Genomic DNA, 18,092 nt, shown 5'->3' with positions numbered 1-18,092 from the left:
GTTTATTTCTGCAATTCCATACGTTTAATGTCACCGACAATAAACAGGTAGCAAACCATCGCCATCAGCGCCGAGCATCCTACAAACATCAGCGCAGCATTAAATGAATGCAGCTCGCTCACCAGGTAACCAATCACCAGCGGGGTGACGATGGAAGCCACGTTGCCAAATACGTTAAATACACCACCACACAGACCGACTATTTCTTTCGGTGCGGTATCGGAAATCACCGGCCAGCCCAGCGCGCCGAAGCCTTTTCCGAAAAACGCCAGCGCCATCAACGCCACCACCAGAGTGGTATTATCGGTGTAGTTACACAGAATGATGGTCGACGCGAGCAGCATCCCGAGCACAATTGGCAGCTTACGCGCCAGAGTAATACTGGAGCCGCGTTTAATCAGATAATCGGAGAACACCCCGCCCAACACGCCTCCGGCAAATCCGCACAGCGCAGGAATAGAAGCCACCAGACCAACCTTCAGGATCGACATGCCTTTTTCTTGCACCAGGTAGATCGGGAACCAGGTCAGAAAGAACCAGGTGATGGTATTGATAAAATACTGTCCGAAGAACACCCCCAGCATCATGCGATTAGTCAGCAACTGCTTGATATAATGCAGCTTAGGCCCGCCAGATGCCGCATTGCCCGGCTTCTTGTGATCCATATCGACCACCGCGCCGTTGTCAGAGATAAACTTCAGTTCTTCTTGCGACATACGCGGATGCTCGGTCGGGTTATGGATCAATTTCACCCACAGCCCGGTCAGCACAAAGCCGATCGCCCCCATCACGGTAAAGACATGTTCCCAGCCCCAGGCAAAAGTTAACCACCCCAACAGCGGGGAAAATAACGCCAGGGAGAAGTACTGCGCGGAGTTAAAAATTGCCGATGCCGTGCCGCGCTCTTTCGTGGGGAACCAGGCGGCCACAATACGTGCGTTAGCCGGGAAAGACGGCGCTTCAGAGAAGCCCAACATGAAACGCATGATGAACATTGAAATACCCGCCCAGGCCAGCGGAAACATATCCACGAATCCCTGCAGGAAGGTAAACAGCGACCAGAAAAACAGGCTGTAAGTGTAGACTTTCTTCGAACCGAACTTGTCGAGCAGCCATCCGCCGGGGATTTGCATCAGCAAATAAGCCCAGCCAAAAGCCGAAAAAATGTAACCCATTGATATGGCGCTAAGCTGTAGCTCTTTCGCCACTTCCGTACCGGCAATAGACAACGTCGCACGGTCCGCATAGTTAACGGCTGTAACAATAAAGATTACCAGCAATATTAAATAACGAGTGTGCGTGCCTTTCTTTTTCTCTACTACCGTATCCAGTATCATACTATTTACCTCGGGCTACCTCGGGCACATGTCTTTTATTATTATTTGACAGGTATTTTTAATAATTAATTACCGCCAATAAAAATACGCAATAATTTATCAGGCGCTATGAAACCGAGATTTAGTATAATCAGCACGACACGGTTAATCATTGTGCAAATGCTCACTAAAGAAAAGTCGTTAGAATATTCTCCTGGGCGGATGCACATAAGCATGGGCGCTAATGCACACATTTACGTATTGCCACCGCTGGCAGCATGGTGTACCTGAGTTTAAGTGATCATGGTCACATTCTCAGTTTTAATCTCCTGACATTCTTATTTCACAATACCAAGTCTTTATTGCTTTTAATTAGATTAAACATATCAACACCCATACAATTATTATCACCACCTGGCTGGAGAATACTGGACAATGGCCGACATCGAAATTAGACAAGAATCGCCAACGGCGTTTTATATTAAAGTACACGACACAGATAATGTGGCGATTATTGTCAATGACAATGGTCTGAAAGCCGGGACACGTTTTCCGGATGGACTGACGCTGATAGAGCATATCCCCCAGGGCCATAAAGTGGCGCTAACAGATATTCCTGTTCACGGCGAAATTGTCCGCTATGGTGAAGTGATAGGTTTCGCCGTTCGCGATATCCCACGCGGCAGCTGGATCGATGAATCTATGGTTGAACTGCCAAAAGCCCCGCCGCTGGAAACATTACCGCTGGCCACCAAAGTTCCGGAACCGCTGCCGCCGCTGGAGGGGTATACCTTCGAAGGATACCGCAATGCTGACGGCAGCGTCGGCACCAAGAATCTGCTCGGCATCTCCACCAGCGTGCACTGCGTGGCGGGCGTGGTGGATTATGTCGTGAAAATCATTGAGCGCGATCTGCTGCCCAACTATCCGAACGTCGACGGCGTGGTGGGGCTCAATCACTTGTACGGCTGCGGCGTGGCGATCAATGCCCCAGCCGCCATCGTGCCGATTCGTACAATCCACAATATTGCGCTGAACCCGAACTTCGGCGGTGAAGTCATGGTCATCGGCCTTGGCTGCGAAAAACTCCAGCCTGAGCGCCTGCTGGAAGGGACGCACGATGTGAAAAGTATTCCGGTAGACAGCGCCAGTATCGTCAGCCTGCAGGATGAAAAACACGTTGGTTTTAAATCCATGGTAGAAGACATTTTGCAGGTCGCTGAGCGCCACCTGGCAAAGCTCAATCAGCGCCAGCGCGAAACCTGTCCGGCATCAGAACTGGTTGTCGGCATGCAATGCGGCGGTAGCGATGCGTTTTCTGGCGTAACGGCCAACCCGGCAGTCGGTTATGCATCCGATCTTCTGGTACGTTGCGGGGCAACCGTGATGTTCTCGGAAGTGACCGAAGTGCGCGATGCGATCCACCTTCTGACCCCGCGGGCAATTAACGAAGAGGTGGGCAAACGCCTGCTCGAAGAGATGGCCTGGTACGACAACTATCTCGATATGGGGAAAACTGACCGCAGCGCTAACCCCTCTCCGGGCAACAAGAAAGGCGGTCTGGCAAACGTGGTGGAAAAAGCGCTGGGCTCCATTGCCAAGTCTGGCAAGAGCGCGATTGTCGAAGTATTGTCGCCGGGTCAGCGTCCAACCAGGCGTGGCCTGATTTACGCCGCAACTCCCGCCAGTGATTTTGTTTGCGGTACGCAGCAGGTTGCTTCCGGCATCACCGTGCAGGTGTTCACCACCGGTCGCGGTACGCCGTACGGTCTGATGGCCGTGCCGGTGATAAAAATGGCGACGCGTACCGAACTGGCTAATCGTTGGTTTGACCTGATGGACATCAACGCAGGTACCATCGCGACCGGAGAAGAAACCATCGAAGAAGTAGGGTTGAAGCTATTCGAGTTCATTCTCGATGTGGCCAGCGGGCGTAAGAAAACCTTCTCGGATCAGTGGGGATTACATAACCAGCTGGCGGTATTTAACCCGGCACCGGTAACCTGATTTTTCACTGTTTTTTCTTCAGGAGCATGTCTACGGGCATGCTCTTTTTTTTTGTCATAAACTTTCGCAACCCTCCCATTACTTTCGAAACTTTCATTTTTCAGATCAAAATCACAAAAAAACATTACGAAACCCTATACTTTATTTCGAAGAAAGAAATCGAAAGACTTCGGAGGAAGTATGTTTATCATTTCAAGCAAAACGATGCTGAAGAAAGCTCAACAAGAAGGTTACGCCGTCCCCGCGTTTAACATCCACAATCTCGAAACCTTACAGGTTGTCGTGGAAACGGCTGCCGAGCTACGTTCTCCGTTGATCGTCGCCGGAACGCCTGGTACTTTTAGCTACGCTGGTGTCGGCAATATAGTCGCTATCGCCAGCGAGCTGGCCAGAAGCTGGAACCTCCCCCTGGCAATTCATCTCGATCACCATGAAAGCGTCAGCGATATTGAAGCAAAAGTCTCCTCAGGGATTCGCTCTGTCATGATCGACGGCTCCCATTTACCGTTTGCCGATAACATCGCGTTAGTCAAACGCGTGACGGATTACTGCCACCGCTATGACGCCAGCGTTGAAGCAGAACTGGGACGCCTGGGTGGGCAAGAAGATGACCTGATCGTTGATGGCAAGGATGCACTTTATACCCACCCTGAGCAGGCTCGAGAGTTCGTAGAAAAAACAGGTATCGACTCACTGGCCGTCGCCATTGGCACTGCCCACGGCTTGTACACCGCAGAGCCAAAACTGGACTTTGAACGGTTAGCAGAGATTCGTCAATATGTTGATATTCCTTTGGTTTTACATGGCGCTTCCGGCCTGCCCCCTCAGGATATTAAACGCGCAATCGCCCTCGGGATCTGCAAAGTCAACGTCGCTACCGAACTCAAAATCGCCTTTGCTGACGCACTCAAAAACTACTTGAGCGCCCACACCGATGCGAACGATCCACGGCACTACATGGTGCCAGCAAAAGCGGCGATGAAAGAGGTGGTACGTAAAGTCATCGCCGACTGCGGCTGCGAAGGAAAGCTGTAAGTCCTTCATTAATTTGAATTGCACGGGTGCTGACAAAGGTTTGTTTTTAAAGCTGGATCACGAAAGATGCTTTTACCCTTTGCCTTCAATCCAAAAATATTATGAAGATAAACAAAAGATATCGGAGATAGAAGTGAAAGAAATAATCTCTCGTCATAAAGCGGGTGAACATTTGGGAATTTGTTCTGTTTGTTCAGCCCATCCGCTGGTGATTGAATCCGCATTACGTTTTGATCTCAATACAGACAGTAAAGTGCTGATCGAAGCGACATCAAATCAGGTAAATCAGTTTGGCGGCTATACCGGGATGAGGCCTGCCGATTTCCGTGACTTTGTGTATAACATTGCAGAACAAGTCGGTTTCCCTCGTGAAAGACTGATTCTCGGGGGCGATCACCTCGGTCCTAACTGCTGGCAAAATGAACCGGCAGCAGAGGCGATGGCGAAATCCGTAGATTTAATTAAAGCTTATGTCGCTGCTGGATTCAGTAAAATCCATCTTGATGCCTCTATGTCTTGTGCTGACGATCCCACGCCGCTGGATCCGATGATTGTCGCCGAGCGCGCCGCTGTACTGTGCCAGGCCGCAGAAGCAACAGCCACTGAAGAACAGAAACGCCAACTAACTTACGTTATAGGGACAGAAGTTCCTGTACCTGGCGGAGAAGCCAGTACGATTGGTACCGTACATGTGACCCGCGAAGAAGATGCTGCCCGTACCCTGGAAACACACCAGGTCGCTTTTCGCGCATTAGGGCTTGAAGACGCATTAACCCGTGTGATCGCCATTGTCGTCCAGCCAGGCGTGGAGTTTGATCACACACAGATCATTCACTATCAACCACAAGCCGCAGAAGCGCTTTCCGCCTGGATCAAAGAGACGCCGATGGTCTACGAGGCGCACTCCACCGATTATCAAACCCGTCAGGCCTATCGTGACCTGGTACGTGACCACTATGCGATTCTGAAAGTAGGTCCCGCGCTGACTTTCGCCCTTCGCGAAGCTATTTTTGCGCTGGCGCAAATGGAAAATGAGCTGATCTCTCCGGAACAACGGAGCCGGGTGCTGGAGGTGATTGATGAAGTCATGCTGAATGAGCCGGACTACTGGAAAAAATACTATCGTCCAACCTGGAGCCAGGCGATGGTCGATATTCACTTCAGCTTGTCTGACCGTATTCGCTACTACTGGCCTCATCCGCGTATTCGTCAAAGCGTGGAAAAGTTAATTACCAACCTGAACGGTGTGGCATTACCGCTGGGGCTAATTAGCCAGTTTATGCCCGTGCAGTTTGAACGCCTGTCAGAAGGAACGCTCACAGCTACACCCCATAATCTGATTATCGACAAAATCCAGGACGTTCTGCGTGCCTATCGCTTTGGCTGCGCGCCAGTTATCGCCTGAAATCTGGAGAATATATGAGCCAACTCTTTGTCCGAACCGGAATTAACTTTAGCTCGTGTCAGCATGCGCTGGCGCACATTGGGGAAGAGATGCTGGCCAAAGGGGTCGTGCATGAAAGCTACCCGCAGGCCTTAATGGAACGTGAAGCCATGTTCCCAACCGGGATTGCGCTGGAACGTCACGCCGTTGCGATCCCGCACTGTGAAGCCGTTCATGCGAAATCGCCAGCTATCTATCTGATTCGCCCAGAGACGCCTGTCAACTTTCAGCAGGCAGATGATGATGAAGAGATAGCGGTCTCTTTAATTATTGCCTTAATCGTTGAGAACCCGACGGCTCAGCTAAAGCTGTTACGTCGCCTGTTTAGTGAGCTGCAAAACCCGAACACCATTGAAGCATTATTGAATGCGCCAGATGCTGAACTGGCAATGCTCTTTCGGGAAAAAATCCTTGAGTCTGAGCCTTGCGCGCAGGCTTGATAACAAACTGATAATAAAAGGAATACCCTATGAAACGTAAAGTAATTGTGGCGTGTGGCGGTGCGGTAGCAACTTCAACAATGGCAGCAGAAGAAATTAAAGAACTGTGTGAAGCCAACAATATCCAACTCGACCTGGTTCAGTGCCGGGTAACAGAAATCGAAACCTATATGGATGGAGCCGATCTTATCTGTACCACCGCCCGTGTTGACCGTACTTTTGGCGATATCCCTGTGGTCCACGGCATGCCTTTTGTTTCAGGCGTGGGTATCGAAGCGTTGCAGCAAAAAATACTGACTATCCTCGTGGGGTGACGCCATGTTTAGCGAAATAATGCGTTATATCCTCGACTTAGGTCCGACGGTCATGCTGCCGCTCGTGATCATCATCTTCTCAAAACTATTGGGGATGAAGCTCGGGGATTGTTTTAAATCCGGTCTGCATATTGGGATTGGCTTCGTCGGTATCGGCCTGGTTATTGGCCTGATGCTGGATTCTATCGGGCCTGCCGCAAAAGCAATGGCGGAGCAGTTTCAAATCAATCTGCATGTCATTGATGTTGGCTGGCCGGGTTCATCACCGATGACATGGGCATCACAGATCGCCTTGATTGCTATCCCTGTCGCCATTGGGGTCAATATCCTGATGCTGGTCACCCGAATGACCCGGGTCGTCAATGTCGATATCTGGAACATCTGGCATATGACGTTCACTGGCGCAATGTTACATCTGGCGACGGGCTCATACTGGTTGGGCATCCTGGGCGTTGTCGTTCACGCCGCATTTGTCTACAAACTTGGCGACTGGTTTGCGAAAGACACGCGCGACTTTTTCGGTCTCGAAGGTATTGCCATCCCACACGGCTCATCAGCCTATCTGGGGCCAATAGCGGTATTGGTTGATACGATCATTGAAAAAATCCCAGGCCTGAATCGCATTCATTTCAGTGCAGATGATGTACAGAAACGCTTCGGTCCTTTTGGTGAGCCAGTCACCGTCGGTTTTGTTATGGGCTTAGTGATCGGCTTGTTAGCCGGGTATGACATCAAAGCAGTATTGCAACTGGCGGTAAAAACGGCTGCCGTTATGCTGCTCATGCCACGCGTCATTAAACCGATTATGGATGGCTTAACACCTATTGCAAAGCATGCACGCAAACGTCTGCAGGCGAAATTTGGCGGTCAGGAGTTCTTAATTGGTCTTGATCCCGCATTGCTGCTCGGCCATACGTCGGTGGTTTCCGCCAGCCTGATCTTTATTCCGTTGACCATTCTGATTGCCGTCCTGGTTCCAGGCAATCAGGTTCTGCCCTTCGGTGATCTTGCTACTATTGGGTTCTTCGTAGCAATGGCGGTAGCCGTTCATCAGGGGAACCTGTTCCGCACGCTGATCTCTGGTGTCATCATCATGGGCATCACCTTGTGGATCGCCACCCAGACTATCGGCTTACACACCCAGCTTGCCGCCAACGCCGGGGCACTGAAAGCCGGTGGAATGGTCGCCTCTCTGGACCAGGGGGGCTCGCCGATCACCTGGTTACTGATTCAGCTCTTTACCTGGCAAAACGTCGTGGCGTTTGCCGTGATTGCCGTCATTTACTTCGCCGGTGTGCTATTGACCTGGCGCCGGGCACGTAATTTCGTCGCCGCCGAAAAAGCAGCCGCTATCTCAGAAAGCCAGCCCACATCTTAATTTCTGGGGAGCATTTGCTCCCCTTCACATTTCTGGAGAATCTTATGAAATCAGTGGTTATTCACGCTGAGGGAGACGTACGCGTTGAAGAACGTCCCATGCCCCAACTGCAAGCCGATAACGATGTATTGGTCAGGGTGGTTAGTTCAGGGCTTTGCGGTTCTGATATCCCGCGTATTTTCTCTCATGGTGCGCATTACTACCCAATAACTCTGGGTCATGAATTTAGCGGTTATGTTGAATCCTACGGCACCGGTGTGACTGATATGCAACCTGGCGACGCCGTTGCCTGTGTGCCGCTACTCCCCTGCTTCCACTGTCCTCAGTGTGAGCGTGGTTACTTTTCGTTATGTAAGCAATATCAGTTTGTCGGTTCGCGTAGCGAAGGGGGCAACGCGGAATATGTGGTCGTAAAACGTGCCAACCTGTTCCGCCTGCCTTCAGATATGCCGATTGATGACGGGGCATTCATCGAACCGATTACCGTCGGTTTGCATGCCTTCCATCTGGCCCAGGGCTGCGAAGGTAAAAACGTGATTATCGTTGGCGCAGGCACTATCGGTTTGCTGGCGATGCAATGTGCCCGCGAACTCGGTGCAAAAAGTGTCACGGCAATTGATATCAACCCACAAAAATTGACGTTAGCGAAAGAGTTGGGAGCTACTCACGTATTCAATAGCCGGGAGATGAGTGCGGCGGAAATCTATTCCGCACTGGCCGATATGCAGTTCGATCAGTTGGTACTGGAGACAGCAGGAACACCACAAACCGTAGCCCTGTCTGTAGAAATTGCAGGCCCTCGCGCACAGGTGGCGTTAGTGGGTACATTGCACCAGGACCTGACGCTGACTTCCAGTGTATTTGGCCAAATACTGCGTAAGGAATTAACGATTCTCGGCAGTTGGATGAACTACTCCAGCCCATGGCCAGGAGAGGAGTGGGAAACCGCTGCACGTTTGCTGACCGAAAAACGTTTGCAACTGGAGCCGTTAATTGCCCATAGCGGCGACGCGGACAGTTTTGCCAAAGCGGTAGCATCACTCAATGGCGCACCGATGCAGGGAAAAATTCTGCTCAAACTTGCCTGACCTCACGAGCCAGCAACCTGCGCTGGCTCACATTTACTTTCGAAATTTAGCGTTCACCTTTCGCAATCCTTCGATTAAACTAGTGATAGTTAAATTATCAGGTAAATCAATATGAACTCATTTGAGAGAAGGAACAAAATTGTCGACCTGATTAATACGCAAGGCAGCGTGCTGGTAATGGACCTTTCGAATACCTTTGGTATTTCTGAAGTGACTATTCGCGCCGACCTGCGGTTATTAGAGGAGAAAGGTCTTGTCACCCGTTTTCACGGCGGAGCGGCAAAACCTGGAAGCCACCTGGCTGAAGGCGACAATCAGGAAGTGATATTGGAAGAGCGGTATCAACTTGCCAGCGATCCGAAAAAAAGGATCGCCCAGGCAGCGACCGCAATGGTCGAAGAAGGCATGACCGTCATTCTGGATAGCGGAAGCACCACCTTGCTTATCGCGGAGGCGTTAAACCGAAAAAGTAATATCACCGTTATTACCAATAGCCTACCCGCCGCATTCACGTTGTCGGAAAACAAAGACATTACGCTGGTCGTCTGCGGTGGAACCGTGCGCCATAAAACCCACTCGATGCATGGCACCATCGCCGAACGTTCTCTACAAGGGATCAGCGCTGACCTGATGTTCGTTGGTGCCGATGGGATTGATGCCACAAATGGTATTACGACATTTAACGAAGGCTACTCCATTAGCAGCGTCATGGCAGCTGCCGCACATAAGGTCATCGCTGTGCTGGACGCGACAAAGTTCAATCGCCGCGGCTTTAATCAGGTACTGCCAATGGAGAAGATTAATTGCGTGATAACCGACGATAGCATCAGCAAGCAGGACAAATCAGCGCTCGCTAAAACAGGCGTTGAATTACTGATCGTTTAGTTTTTTACCCGCCACATCCCGCCTTTCTTCGCGCCAACGCGTTGCAACTTTCCTTTTTGCTGCAACGCTTTCAGATAGCGCTCTACGGTACGGGCTGAGATTTCACACTCATCAGCGATACTTTTGGCAGATCTGCCCGGCTGATTCGACAAGATTTGTAGAATACGTTTTCCTATATCCAGTAAATCAGGCGACATTTCTTCCGACATTTCTTCCGACATTTCTTCCGACATTTCTTCCGACATTTCTTCCGACATCGTCGGTGCTTGCCCTAATCCCTCTTTCAAAGCAGAGATGATATTTCCCAAAATAAATTCTATGAATGGCGTACAACTACTTTGCCGATCGCATTGCCCTAATACCTGATAATACCGATCCTGCTGGTAATGGATCAGCGTTTCTACCGGCAGCCAGGCCAATTCGGTGCGCCACTCCCGCAGAATTAATGTTTGCCACAACCGCCCCATTCGCCCATTACCATCAGAAAAAGGATGAATACATTCAAATTCATAGTGGAAAACAGCCCCAGCAATAAGCGGGTGGTGTTCTGTCGTTTTTAACCAACCCAGCAAGTCATTAACCAAGCGCGGAACTTGTGAGGCAGGAGGGGCCATATGGATAAGTTGTTTTTCCCTGTAGACACCGACATTCCCAGAACGCAATTGGCCAGGATTATCGACCAGCCCGAACATCAGGACCTGATGGGCCTGAAGGAGATCGGATAACCGTTCACTTTTCCACTCCGACATTTTTTCATAGGCCAGAATGGCATTTCTGACTTCCTGTATATCTTTAGCTGGCGCCAGAATTCGCTTACCTTCCATCAGAGCGGTGACCTGCTCTGTCGTCAACGAATTATGTTCAATCGCCAAAGAAGCCTGGATTGTACGAATGCGATTCTCTTTGCGTAAAAGAGGGGATGTTCTACCCGCCATCGCCGCCCAATGTCCCATAAGCTCACCAATCTCAATCACTTGATTGAGTATCAATGGGGTGACAACGAATGGAGGCTGATATCCACCCACTTTTACTCTCCCTGCTGGTCCAGCGCATACTTATACAGCGCATTCTTTTTCACGCCGTGGATTTCTGCGGCCAGCGCAGCAGCCTTTTTCAGCGGCAGTTCTGCCTGCAATAAGGCCAACGTACGCAGCGCATCGGCAGGAAGATCGTCTTCTTGCGCTTTATGTCCTTCAACAATCAGCACCATTTCACCTTTACGGCGATTTTCGTCTTCTTTGACCCACGCCAGCAACTCACCAACCGGTGCACCGTGAATGGTTTCCCAGGTTTTGGTCAGTTCACGCGCCAACACCACGTAGCGGGATTCGCCCCAGACGGCAACCATATCTTCCAGACTGTCCAGCAAGCGGTGAGTGGATTCATAAAAAATAAGCGTACGTGGTTCTGCTTCGATGGCTTTCATCGCATCACGACGCCCTTTCGATTTGGCTGGCAGGAAACCCTCATAGCAAAAACGATCTGATGGCAGACCTGCAGCACTCAGCGCGGCAATCGCCGCACAAGGGCCTGGCAGAGGTACCACGCGGATCCCCGCTTCGCGACAGGTGCGCACCAGATGATAACCAGGATCGTTAATCAACGGTGTTCCGGCATCGGAAACCAGCGCAATGTTTTGCCCTTCTTTCAGTTTCAATACCAGCGTTTCGGCTTTTTGCTGCTCATTATGGTCATGCAACGCAAACAAACGTGCGTTTATCGCGAAGTGTTGCAACAACAATCCTGTATGGCGGGTATCTTCAGCGGCAATTAAATCAACGGCTTGTAAAACTTCGAGCGCTCGTTGGGTAATATCAGCCAAATTTCCGATAGGAGTAGGTACAATAAAGAGTTGGCCTTGAGAATTATCCGCCGATTCGTGTTGTTTCATTGTGTCGTCCGTATTGCCGATTTAATATTGAGCATTGCGTAAAAAATATCACTGGATACAGTATGGTACCCTCAACATTTTCTCGTTTGAAAGCTGCACGCACGCTGCCTGTCATTCTGGCAGCACTGATTTTCGCAGGCTGTGGCACCCAGGCGCCAGACCAGAGTGCTGCCCATATGCAGGGCACAGCACAGGCTGATTCCGGCTTTTATCTGCAGCAAATGCAGCAAAGCTCAGATGATAGCAAGACCAACTGGCAATTACTCGCCATTCGTGCACTGCTGAAAGAAGGCAAGAGCCAGCAGGCGGTCGAGTTGTTCAACCAGTTGCCGCAGCAACTGAACGATACCCAGCGTCTTGAACAGTCACTGCTGGCTGTCGAAATCAAACTTGCGCAGAAAGATATCGCTGGCGCACAGGCTCTACTGGGCCAGTTAAAACCAGCCGGTTTCTCGCAAAAACAGCAGGCACGTTACTGGCAGGCGCAAATTGACGCCAATCAGGGGCGTCCGTCGCTCACGCTGCTACGCGCACTGATCGCTCAGGAACCGCTATTGGCCGCCAACGATAAGCAGAAAAATATTGATGCCACCTGGCAGGCCCTGTCGTCAATGACGCCAGAGCAAGCGCAGGCGCTGGTCATTAATGCCGATGAAAACGTGCTGCAAGGCTGGCTGGATCTCCAGCGCGTCTGGTTCGATAACCGTAACGATCCGGACATGATGAAAGCGGGTATTGCTGACTGGCAAAAACGTTACCCGCAAAATCCTGGGGCGAAACTGTTGCCAACGCAACTGGTCAACGTCCAGAGCTTTAAGCCCGCCTCCACCAGTAAAATTGCGCTGCTGCTGCCTCTGAATGGCCAGGCCGCTGTATTTGGCCGGACTATTCAGCAAGGCTTTGAAGCGGCAAAAAACATGGGCACTCAACCCGTAGCAGCCCCTGCTGTTGCCGCGCCTGCTGTGGATACCGCTGCCGCGACGACCACGGAACAGCAGCAAACGACTGACGGTGTTGCCAGCCCTTCTCAGGCTTCTGTCAGCGATCTGACCAACGATACGCCAGCACAACCAGAAGCTGCAGCTGTGCAGCCAACAGCGCCTGCACAGCCAGCGACCGCTAGCGCGCCGGCGAATCCGTCCGCAGAGCTGAAAATTTACGACACCTCATCACAGCCGCTGAATCAGATCCTGGCTCAGGTACAGCAGGATGGAGCCAGCATTGTTGTCGGCCCGCTGTTGAAGAACAATGTCGAAGAGCTGATGAAAAGCAATACACCGCTCAACGTTCTGGCGCTAAACCAGCCAGAGTCGGTGCAGAATCTGGCGAATGTTTGCTACTTCGCACTATCACCAGAAGATGAAGCGCGCGATGCCGCACGCCACATCCGCGAACAAGGAAAACAAGCACCACTGCTGTTAATCCCGCGTAGCGCGTTAGGCGATCGCGTGGCTAATGCTTTTGCGCAGGAGTGGCAAAAACTGGGCGGCGGCGTAGTGCTGCAGCAGAAGTTCGGCTCCACGGCTGAGCTGAAAATGGGTGTCAACGGCGGCTCGGGGATTTCCCTGACGGGCAGCCCGGTGGCATCCTCTGTGCCTGCGCAACCTGGCGTGACGATTGGCGGTCTGACGATACCGGCTGCGCCTTCCGATGCCCAAATCACTGGCGGCAGCGGTCGTGTTGATGCCGTGTATATTCTGGCAACGCCGGAGGAAATTGCGTTTATTAAACCGATGATCGCCATGCGTAACGGCAGCCAGAGCGGTGCGACGCTGTACGCCAGCTCCCGCAGCGCGCAGGGTACCGCTGGTCCTGATTTCCGTCTGGAGATGGAAGGCCTGCAGTACAGCGAAATTCCCATGCTGGCTGGCGGCAACGAGCCGCTCATGCAGCAAGCGCTGAGTGCAGTACGCAATGACTACTCGCTTGCGCGCATGTATGCAATGGGTGTCGATGCCTGGTCGCTCGCTAATCATTTCTCGCAAATGCGTCAGGTGCAGGGCTTCGAAATTAACGGCAACACCGGCGCGTTGACCGCAACGCAGGATTGCGTGATTAACAGGAAGTTATCATGGCTCAAATACCAGCAAGGACAGGTCGTCCCCGCCAGTTAACGAGTAAACAGACCGGTGATACGTGGGAAACGACTGCGCGCCACTGGCTGGAAAGCAAAGGACTGCGTTTTATCGCCGCCAACGTACGTGAACGTGGCGGCGAAATCGACCTGATAATGCGTGAAGGCAGGACCACCGTCTTTGTTGAGGTCCGCTACCGGCGGTCCGCTCAATTTGGCGGCGCGGCGGCGAGTGTGACCCGGAGCAAACAACACAAATTATTACAGACCGCCCGCTTGTGGCTTGCGCGCCACAATGGGAGCTTTGATACTGTGGATTGCCGGTTCGATGTGTTAGCCTTCACCGGAAATGATGTTGAGTGGTTTAAGAACGCGTTCAACGACCGCTCATATAGTTGAATCAGAACCTGCCCATCAGGCAAATAAATTAACCTGACGTGCCTGGTACTTAAGGATTAGCGTGTTAGACAGAATCAAGGTCTGCTTTACAGAAAGCATTCAAACTCAGATAGCTGCGGCTGAAGCACTCCCGGATGCGATCTCCCGTGCAGCCATGACGCTGGTTCAGTCCCTGCTCAATGGCAACAAAATTCTCTGTTGTGGTAATGGGACATCCGCTGCCAACGCACAGCATTTTGCTGCCAGCATGATCAACCGTTTTGAAACAGAGCGACCCAGTTTACCTGCGATTGCACTAAATACTGATAATGTGGTCTTAACTGCGATTGCCAACGATCGCCTGCACGACGAAGTTTATGCAAAACAAGTCCGTGCGCTGGGACATGCAGGTGATGTTCTATTGGCAATTTCTACGCGTGGTAATAGCCGCGATATCGTAAAAGCCGTTGAAGCAGCCGTTACGCGCGACATGACGATCGTTGCGTTGACCGGTTATGACGGAGGGGAACTGGCCGGATTGTTGGGGCCACAGGACGTTGAAATCCGCATCCCGTCACACCACAGCGCCCGCATTCAGGAAATGCATATGCTGACGGTCAATTGCCTTTGCGATCTCATTGATAACACGCTTTTCCCTCACCAGGATGATTAAGGAGTACACATGAAGGCATTTTCGCCGCTCGCCGTCGTTCTCTCAGCGTTGCTGTTGCAAGGCTGTATCGCTGCCGCCGTTGTCGGAACAGCAGCTGTCGGGACGAAGGCAGCAACGGATCCTCGCAGTGTCGGCACCCAGGTAGATGATGGGACCCTGGAATTACGCGTCAATACGGCGTTGTCGAAAGATGCCCAGATCAAGAAAGAAGCGCGCATCAACGTGAGCGCCTATCAGGGTAAAGTTCTGCTGGTAGGCCAGTCGCCGAATAGCGAACTCTCTGCACGAGCAAAACAAATTGCGATGGGCGTAGAAGGTACGACTGAGGTCTTTAATGAGATCCGTCAGGGCCAGCCAATCGGCCTGGGCGATGCGTCCAACGATACCTGGATCACCACCAAAGTACGCTCTCAGCTCCTGACCAGCGATCAGGTGAAATCCTCCAACGTGAAAGTCACCACCGAAAATGGGGAAGTATTCCTGCTGGGCCTGGTCACTGAACGCGAAGCGAAGGCGGCTGCGGATATCGCCAGCCGGGTAAGCGGCGTGAAACGCGTTACTACCGCCTTTACCTTTATTAAGTAATACAGATGCCGGATAGCGACGCATAGGCGTCTTATCCGGCCTACAGGACGTAATCGTTTGTAGGTCGGATAAGCTCAGCCGACATCCGGCATGTTATTTCGCCCTTTCGCGTAGCTCGGAAGAGGTCAGGATCGAAACCCCTTCATGCCCAGGCGCCAGCGCTTCCGCCAGCATTGCCCGCGCAACATCGCGCGCTTCAATCGACTTCCAGTTACCCGGCAGCAGCCTGAACAACGGCGCTAAAAACATCTCATTCGTCCGCTGTTTGTCCCTATCACCCAGTAGCATTGAAGGCCGGACAATCGTCAGCCGCGGCCAATTCTGCGCGATCAGCGCCTGCTCCATTTCACCTTTCACCCGATTATAAAAAAACGGTGAATTCGCATTGGCGCCCATCGAACTCACCACCAGCATATGCTGGGCGCCTAACCGGCGTCCCGTCAGGGCCGTATCCACCACCAGCGTATAGTCAGCATGGATAAATGCCTCTTTGCTGCCCGCTTCACGCCGGGTAGTCCCCAAACAACAAAAGACAATATCGACCGGATCGGTAACCTGGGCCAGAGCATCGGTTAGCTGCGGATCATGGGGGTTATAGACACCAACCGTATCTGCCAGCGGTCGACGCGTCGGCGCCGTGATGGCATTGACCCGGGGTTCATTGAGCAGCATACGCAGCAAATTTCCGCCCACCAGCCCCGTGGCACCTGTTATTAACACCTGACTCATCGTTTATCTTCCCCAGGGTCTTTAATCACTGTTCTAACTATAGATCACGCAGCCAGTGCATCTTTTTACCGAAGCCCAGCGTGTTGTCCGTGAATTTGACTTCATCCAGTCGAATCTCCCATACGGGTGCTGGCAGCATTCTGGCGACGGGGAAACGACGGTTGTAGGCTTTACGCGCGACCTCACTCTCCTGTCCTTCGAGGCGGCGAATTTCTCCTTTAAACTGTACGCCACGAATCAGAGCGACGGTTTTAGGCTGACCATTTACCGTACCGGCAATCGGTGCGCGCGGTCCGGACATCTGCGCATGACGCGTTTTCTCTTCGGTCAGCACATAGAACGCCATCTTCTGCGCATCAAACAGGTAAAACGCATTGGCACACCACAATTCACCTTCATGGTGTACGCACCAGGTCACGACGTGCTGCTTTGCCAGCCAGCGAGTCACCGCAGTCAGTGTTTCCATTTCTGTTCTCTTTTATACTGTAGGCCTGAAAATTATCACGTCGATGGTGACAATGACACCCTGGTATCTGTACCTGATCCGTACCGCTGACAACGCCTTATACACCGGAATAACCACCGATGTGCAGCGCCGCTATAAGCAGCATCAAAGTGGGAAAGGCGCGAAGGCGCTACGCGGAAAGGGGGAACTCACGTTGGCATTTGCGGCGCAGGTCGGCGACCGTTCACTGGCCCTGCGCATAGAGTATCGCGTTAAACAACTCACCAAGCGGCAGAAAGAGCGCCTTGTCGAAGGCGAAGGGTTTGAGGCGCTATTAAGCGGCCTGCAAACCCCGGAGCTTAAAAGCGATTGAAATGGTCGTGATATTCCACCAGGCCAGAGACGCCCTCCAGCGCATCTTCCGCCAGGCGATGCACCTGGAATGCGCTTTCTGTCCCCGGCCAGCGGCAACGCAGGTCGTGATGGGCCGCCAGCTCAAAGCCAAAGCGACTGTACAATGCCGGGTCACCCAGAGTGACCACCGCGGCGTAGCCAAACTCGTTAAGAGAATCCAGCCCTTCATAAACCAGCTGACGCGCCAGGCCTTGCCCACGGTAATTTTCATCTACCGCTAACGGCGCCATGCCGACCCATTGTAGATCTTCACCCTGAACATCGACTGGGCTGAACGCGACGTAACCCACTACCTGACCTTCGTCATCGGTAGCAACCAGACCCAGCGTTAAGAAACCATCTTCACGCAGGTCGTGCACTAATTTCGCTTCCGCATCGCTCTCAAATGAACGGCGCAGCAGCGCATCAATACCAGGGGCATCAATGGGAATTTCAACTCGAATCAGCATGCTTCACCTACCGAGGTCTGTTTGGTTTCTGGCGACGTTTTCATCCCCGCCTCAACAAAATCCGCCAACTGCAACAGCATGACACGTAACGCTTTCGGCATCTGCTCCAGTTCGATGGCGTCCATCAGATTTTTAACATACAGCCCTAACTCTGTATCACCTTCGATCACCAGGCGACGCTGGAAGAAAAGCGTATCTGGATCCTGCTTGCGCGCCGCGATCATCAGGAGATCGCTGGCATCGGCGCTAAAACTCACATCAGCATCTGCGCTCTCACTGACGATAAGCTTGCCGTTCTCTACTGAGGTATACCATCTGAGGCCAATATCGCGCACATGAATGCTCAGCCAGCGGCCGTCGAGAAACTCCAGCTCCCCATCGGCCAGCGCCTGACTAAACTGCCAGCTCAGGACCTGCTCCAGAACCTGGCGCTTCAGCGCAAAGGGCGTCAGTTTAACCGGTACACTCATCAGAGAAGGACCTAAATGTACTAAGCGTGAACGCAGTTTATCCAACACGAGCTTTACTCCCTGTTTCAATAGTCCTG

General features: G+C 52.0%; 20 protein-coding genes. 13 read left to right on the top strand and 7 right to left on the bottom strand.

Annotation, left to right across the window (positions count from 1 at the left end):
- Positions 1-2: 2 nt before the first annotated feature.
- On the bottom strand, positions 3-1,337 hold the full coding sequence (gene garP, locus HV261_RS05470) for a galactarate/glucarate/glycerate transporter GarP (protein ID WP_202037664.1): 1,335 nt from the start codon (positions 1,335-1,337) through the stop codon (positions 3-5).
- Positions 1,338-1,751: 414 nt separating this feature from the next.
- Between garP and garD the strand changes: the two genes are divergently transcribed.
- The 8 genes from garD to HV261_RS05430 all read left to right on the top strand — a co-directional run bounded on the left by garD (position 1,752) and on the right by HV261_RS05430 (position 9,907).
- A complete protein-coding gene (garD, locus tag HV261_RS05465; protein WP_202037663.1) occupies positions 1,752-3,323 on the top strand; it encodes a galactarate dehydratase in 1,572 nt (523 codons plus the stop codon).
- Between the two features lie 180 nt (positions 3,324-3,503).
- The gene (locus HV261_RS05460; RefSeq protein ID WP_202037662.1) at positions 3,504-4,358 is read left to right on the top strand and encodes a tagatose bisphosphate family class II aldolase; all 855 of its coding nucleotides are present in this window, start codon (positions 3,504-3,506) and stop codon (positions 4,356-4,358) included.
- A gap of 133 nt (positions 4,359-4,491) precedes the next feature.
- Positions 4,492-5,763, top strand: a complete 1,272-nt coding sequence (gene gatZ, locus HV261_RS05455; RefSeq protein ID WP_202037661.1) for a tagatose-bisphosphate aldolase subunit GatZ — start codon at positions 4,492-4,494, stop codon at positions 5,761-5,763.
- Between the two features lie 14 nt (positions 5,764-5,777).
- The gene (gene gatA / locus HV261_RS05450; RefSeq protein WP_202037660.1) at positions 5,778-6,242 is read left to right on the top strand and encodes a PTS galactitol transporter subunit IIA; all 465 of its coding nucleotides are present in this window, start codon (positions 5,778-5,780) and stop codon (positions 6,240-6,242) included.
- A 29-nt stretch (positions 6,243-6,271) separates the two neighbouring features.
- Positions 6,272-6,556: a PTS galactitol transporter subunit IIB gene (gene gatB, locus HV261_RS05445; RefSeq protein WP_003828616.1), complete on the top strand. Its 285-nt coding sequence runs from the start codon at positions 6,272-6,274 to the stop codon at positions 6,554-6,556.
- Positions 6,557-6,560: 4 nt separating this feature from the next.
- The gene (locus HV261_RS05440) at positions 6,561-7,934 is read left to right on the top strand and encodes a galactitol-specific PTS transporter subunit IIC (protein WP_202037659.1); all 1,374 of its coding nucleotides are present in this window, start codon (positions 6,561-6,563) and stop codon (positions 7,932-7,934) included.
- 44 nt (positions 7,935-7,978) lie between these two features.
- Complete coding sequence (gatD, locus tag HV261_RS05435) at positions 7,979-9,022, top strand: galactitol-1-phosphate 5-dehydrogenase (protein WP_202037658.1); 1,044 nt, start codon at positions 7,979-7,981, stop codon at positions 9,020-9,022.
- A 111-nt stretch (positions 9,023-9,133) separates the two neighbouring features.
- Complete coding sequence (locus HV261_RS05430; RefSeq protein ID WP_048213375.1) at positions 9,134-9,907, top strand: DeoR/GlpR family DNA-binding transcription regulator; 774 nt, start codon at positions 9,134-9,136, stop codon at positions 9,905-9,907.
- Here HV261_RS05430 and HV261_RS05425 read toward each other — a convergent pair.
- Positions 9,904-10,932, bottom strand: a complete 1,029-nt coding sequence (locus HV261_RS05425; protein WP_202037657.1) for a Fic family protein — start codon at positions 10,930-10,932, stop codon at positions 9,904-9,906. The genes HV261_RS05430 and HV261_RS05425 overlap by 4 nt on opposite strands.
- Positions 10,933-10,934: 2 nt before the next feature.
- Positions 10,935-11,798 (bottom strand): 16S rRNA (cytidine(1402)-2'-O)-methyltransferase, encoded by an 864-nt coding sequence (gene rsmI / locus HV261_RS05420; RefSeq protein WP_202037656.1) that lies wholly within the window; start codon positions 11,796-11,798, stop codon positions 10,935-10,937.
- Between the two features lie 62 nt (positions 11,799-11,860).
- Between rsmI and HV261_RS05415 the strand changes: the two genes are divergently transcribed.
- From HV261_RS05415 to dolP, 4 genes are all read left to right on the top strand, one after another.
- Complete coding sequence (locus tag HV261_RS05415) at positions 11,861-13,912, top strand: penicillin-binding protein activator (protein ID WP_202037655.1); 2,052 nt, start codon at positions 11,861-11,863, stop codon at positions 13,910-13,912.
- Positions 13,870-14,271, top strand: a complete 402-nt coding sequence (locus tag HV261_RS05410) for a YraN family protein (RefSeq protein WP_137382404.1) — start codon at positions 13,870-13,872, stop codon at positions 14,269-14,271. The genes HV261_RS05415 and HV261_RS05410 overlap by 43 nt, the downstream gene beginning before the upstream one ends.
- A gap of 61 nt (positions 14,272-14,332) precedes the next feature.
- The gene (diaA, locus tag HV261_RS05405) at positions 14,333-14,923 is read left to right on the top strand and encodes a DnaA initiator-associating protein DiaA (RefSeq protein ID WP_048213380.1); all 591 of its coding nucleotides are present in this window, start codon (positions 14,333-14,335) and stop codon (positions 14,921-14,923) included.
- A gap of 9 nt (positions 14,924-14,932) precedes the next feature.
- Positions 14,933-15,508, top strand: a complete 576-nt coding sequence (gene dolP / locus HV261_RS05400; RefSeq protein WP_202037654.1) for a division/outer membrane stress-associated lipid-binding lipoprotein — start codon at positions 14,933-14,935, stop codon at positions 15,506-15,508.
- Between the two features lie 93 nt (positions 15,509-15,601).
- Here the strand turns inward: dolP and HV261_RS05395 are convergent, their stop codons facing one another.
- Positions 15,602-16,237, bottom strand: coding sequence for an NAD(P)H-binding protein (locus HV261_RS05395; RefSeq protein ID WP_202037653.1), 636 nt, complete (start codon positions 16,235-16,237; stop codon positions 15,602-15,604).
- A gap of 37 nt (positions 16,238-16,274) precedes the next feature.
- The gene (locus HV261_RS05390) at positions 16,275-16,703 is read right to left on the bottom strand and encodes a YhbP family protein (RefSeq protein ID WP_202037652.1); all 429 of its coding nucleotides are present in this window, start codon (positions 16,701-16,703) and stop codon (positions 16,275-16,277) included.
- A 52-nt stretch (positions 16,704-16,755) separates the two neighbouring features.
- Between HV261_RS05390 and HV261_RS05385 the strand changes: the two genes are divergently transcribed.
- The gene (locus HV261_RS05385; protein ID WP_181510125.1) at positions 16,756-17,055 is read left to right on the top strand and encodes a GIY-YIG nuclease family protein; all 300 of its coding nucleotides are present in this window, start codon (positions 16,756-16,758) and stop codon (positions 17,053-17,055) included.
- Here the strand turns inward: HV261_RS05385 and HV261_RS05380 are convergent.
- Together HV261_RS05380 and ubiT are read right to left on the bottom strand one after the other, a co-directional pair.
- Positions 17,042-17,545, bottom strand: coding sequence for a GNAT family N-acetyltransferase (locus HV261_RS05380; protein WP_048213385.1), 504 nt, complete (start codon positions 17,543-17,545; stop codon positions 17,042-17,044). The two genes, HV261_RS05385 and HV261_RS05380, sit on opposite strands and share 14 nt — an antisense overlap.
- Positions 17,539-18,063 (bottom strand): ubiquinone anaerobic biosynthesis accessory factor UbiT, encoded by a 525-nt coding sequence (ubiT, locus tag HV261_RS05375; RefSeq protein WP_137382409.1) that lies wholly within the window; start codon positions 18,061-18,063, stop codon positions 17,539-17,541. Before ubiT ends, HV261_RS05380 begins: the two co-directional genes overlap by 7 nt.
- Positions 18,064-18,092: the final 29 nt, after the last annotated feature.

The organism is Citrobacter sp. RHBSTW-00671, from assembly GCF_014103415.1.
GTDB lineage: Bacteria > Pseudomonadota > Gammaproteobacteria > Enterobacterales > Enterobacteriaceae > Citrobacter.
The sequence above is the reverse complement of the archived record's forward strand: the minus strand, read 5'-3'. Positions and strand labels throughout refer to the sequence as shown.

What these genes read in the sequence shown, in the direction of transcription:
- garP (WP_202037664.1), bottom strand. Translation starts at nt 1,337, where the DNA reads ATGATACTGGATACGGTAGTAGAGAAAAAGAAAGGCACGCACACTCGT.
- garD (WP_202037663.1), top strand. Translation starts at nt 1,752, where the DNA reads ATGGCCGACATCGAAATTAGACAAGAATCGCCAACGGCGTTTTATATT.
- HV261_RS05460 (WP_202037662.1), top strand. Translation starts at nt 3,504, where the DNA reads ATGTTTATCATTTCAAGCAAAACGATGCTGAAGAAAGCTCAACAAGAA.
- gatA (WP_202037660.1), top strand. Translation starts at nt 5,778, where the DNA reads ATGAGCCAACTCTTTGTCCGAACCGGAATTAACTTTAGCTCGTGTCAG.
- gatB (WP_003828616.1), top strand. Translation starts at nt 6,272, where the DNA reads ATGAAACGTAAAGTAATTGTGGCGTGTGGCGGTGCGGTAGCAACTTCA.
- HV261_RS05440 (WP_202037659.1), top strand. Translation starts at nt 6,561, where the DNA reads ATGTTTAGCGAAATAATGCGTTATATCCTCGACTTAGGTCCGACGGTC.
- gatD (WP_202037658.1), top strand. Translation starts at nt 7,979, where the DNA reads ATGAAATCAGTGGTTATTCACGCTGAGGGAGACGTACGCGTTGAAGAA.
- HV261_RS05430 (WP_048213375.1), top strand. Translation starts at nt 9,134, where the DNA reads ATGAACTCATTTGAGAGAAGGAACAAAATTGTCGACCTGATTAATACG.
- rsmI (WP_202037656.1), bottom strand. Translation starts at nt 11,798, where the DNA reads ATGAAACAACACGAATCGGCGGATAATTCTCAAGGCCAACTCTTTATT.
- HV261_RS05415 (WP_202037655.1), top strand. Translation starts at nt 11,861, where the DNA reads ATGGTACCCTCAACATTTTCTCGTTTGAAAGCTGCACGCACGCTGCCT.
- HV261_RS05410 (WP_137382404.1), top strand. Translation starts at nt 13,870, where the DNA reads ATGGCTCAAATACCAGCAAGGACAGGTCGTCCCCGCCAGTTAACGAGT.
- dolP (WP_202037654.1), top strand. Translation starts at nt 14,933, where the DNA reads ATGAAGGCATTTTCGCCGCTCGCCGTCGTTCTCTCAGCGTTGCTGTTG.
- HV261_RS05395 (WP_202037653.1), bottom strand. Translation starts at nt 16,237, where the DNA reads ATGAGTCAGGTGTTAATAACAGGTGCCACGGGGCTGGTGGGCGGAAAT.
- HV261_RS05390 (WP_202037652.1), bottom strand. Translation starts at nt 16,703, where the DNA reads ATGGAAACACTGACTGCGGTGACTCGCTGGCTGGCAAAGCAGCACGTC.
- HV261_RS05385 (WP_181510125.1), top strand. Translation starts at nt 16,756, where the DNA reads ATGACACCCTGGTATCTGTACCTGATCCGTACCGCTGACAACGCCTTA.
- HV261_RS05380 (WP_048213385.1), bottom strand. Translation starts at nt 17,545, where the DNA reads ATGCTGATTCGAGTTGAAATTCCCATTGATGCCCCTGGTATTGATGCG.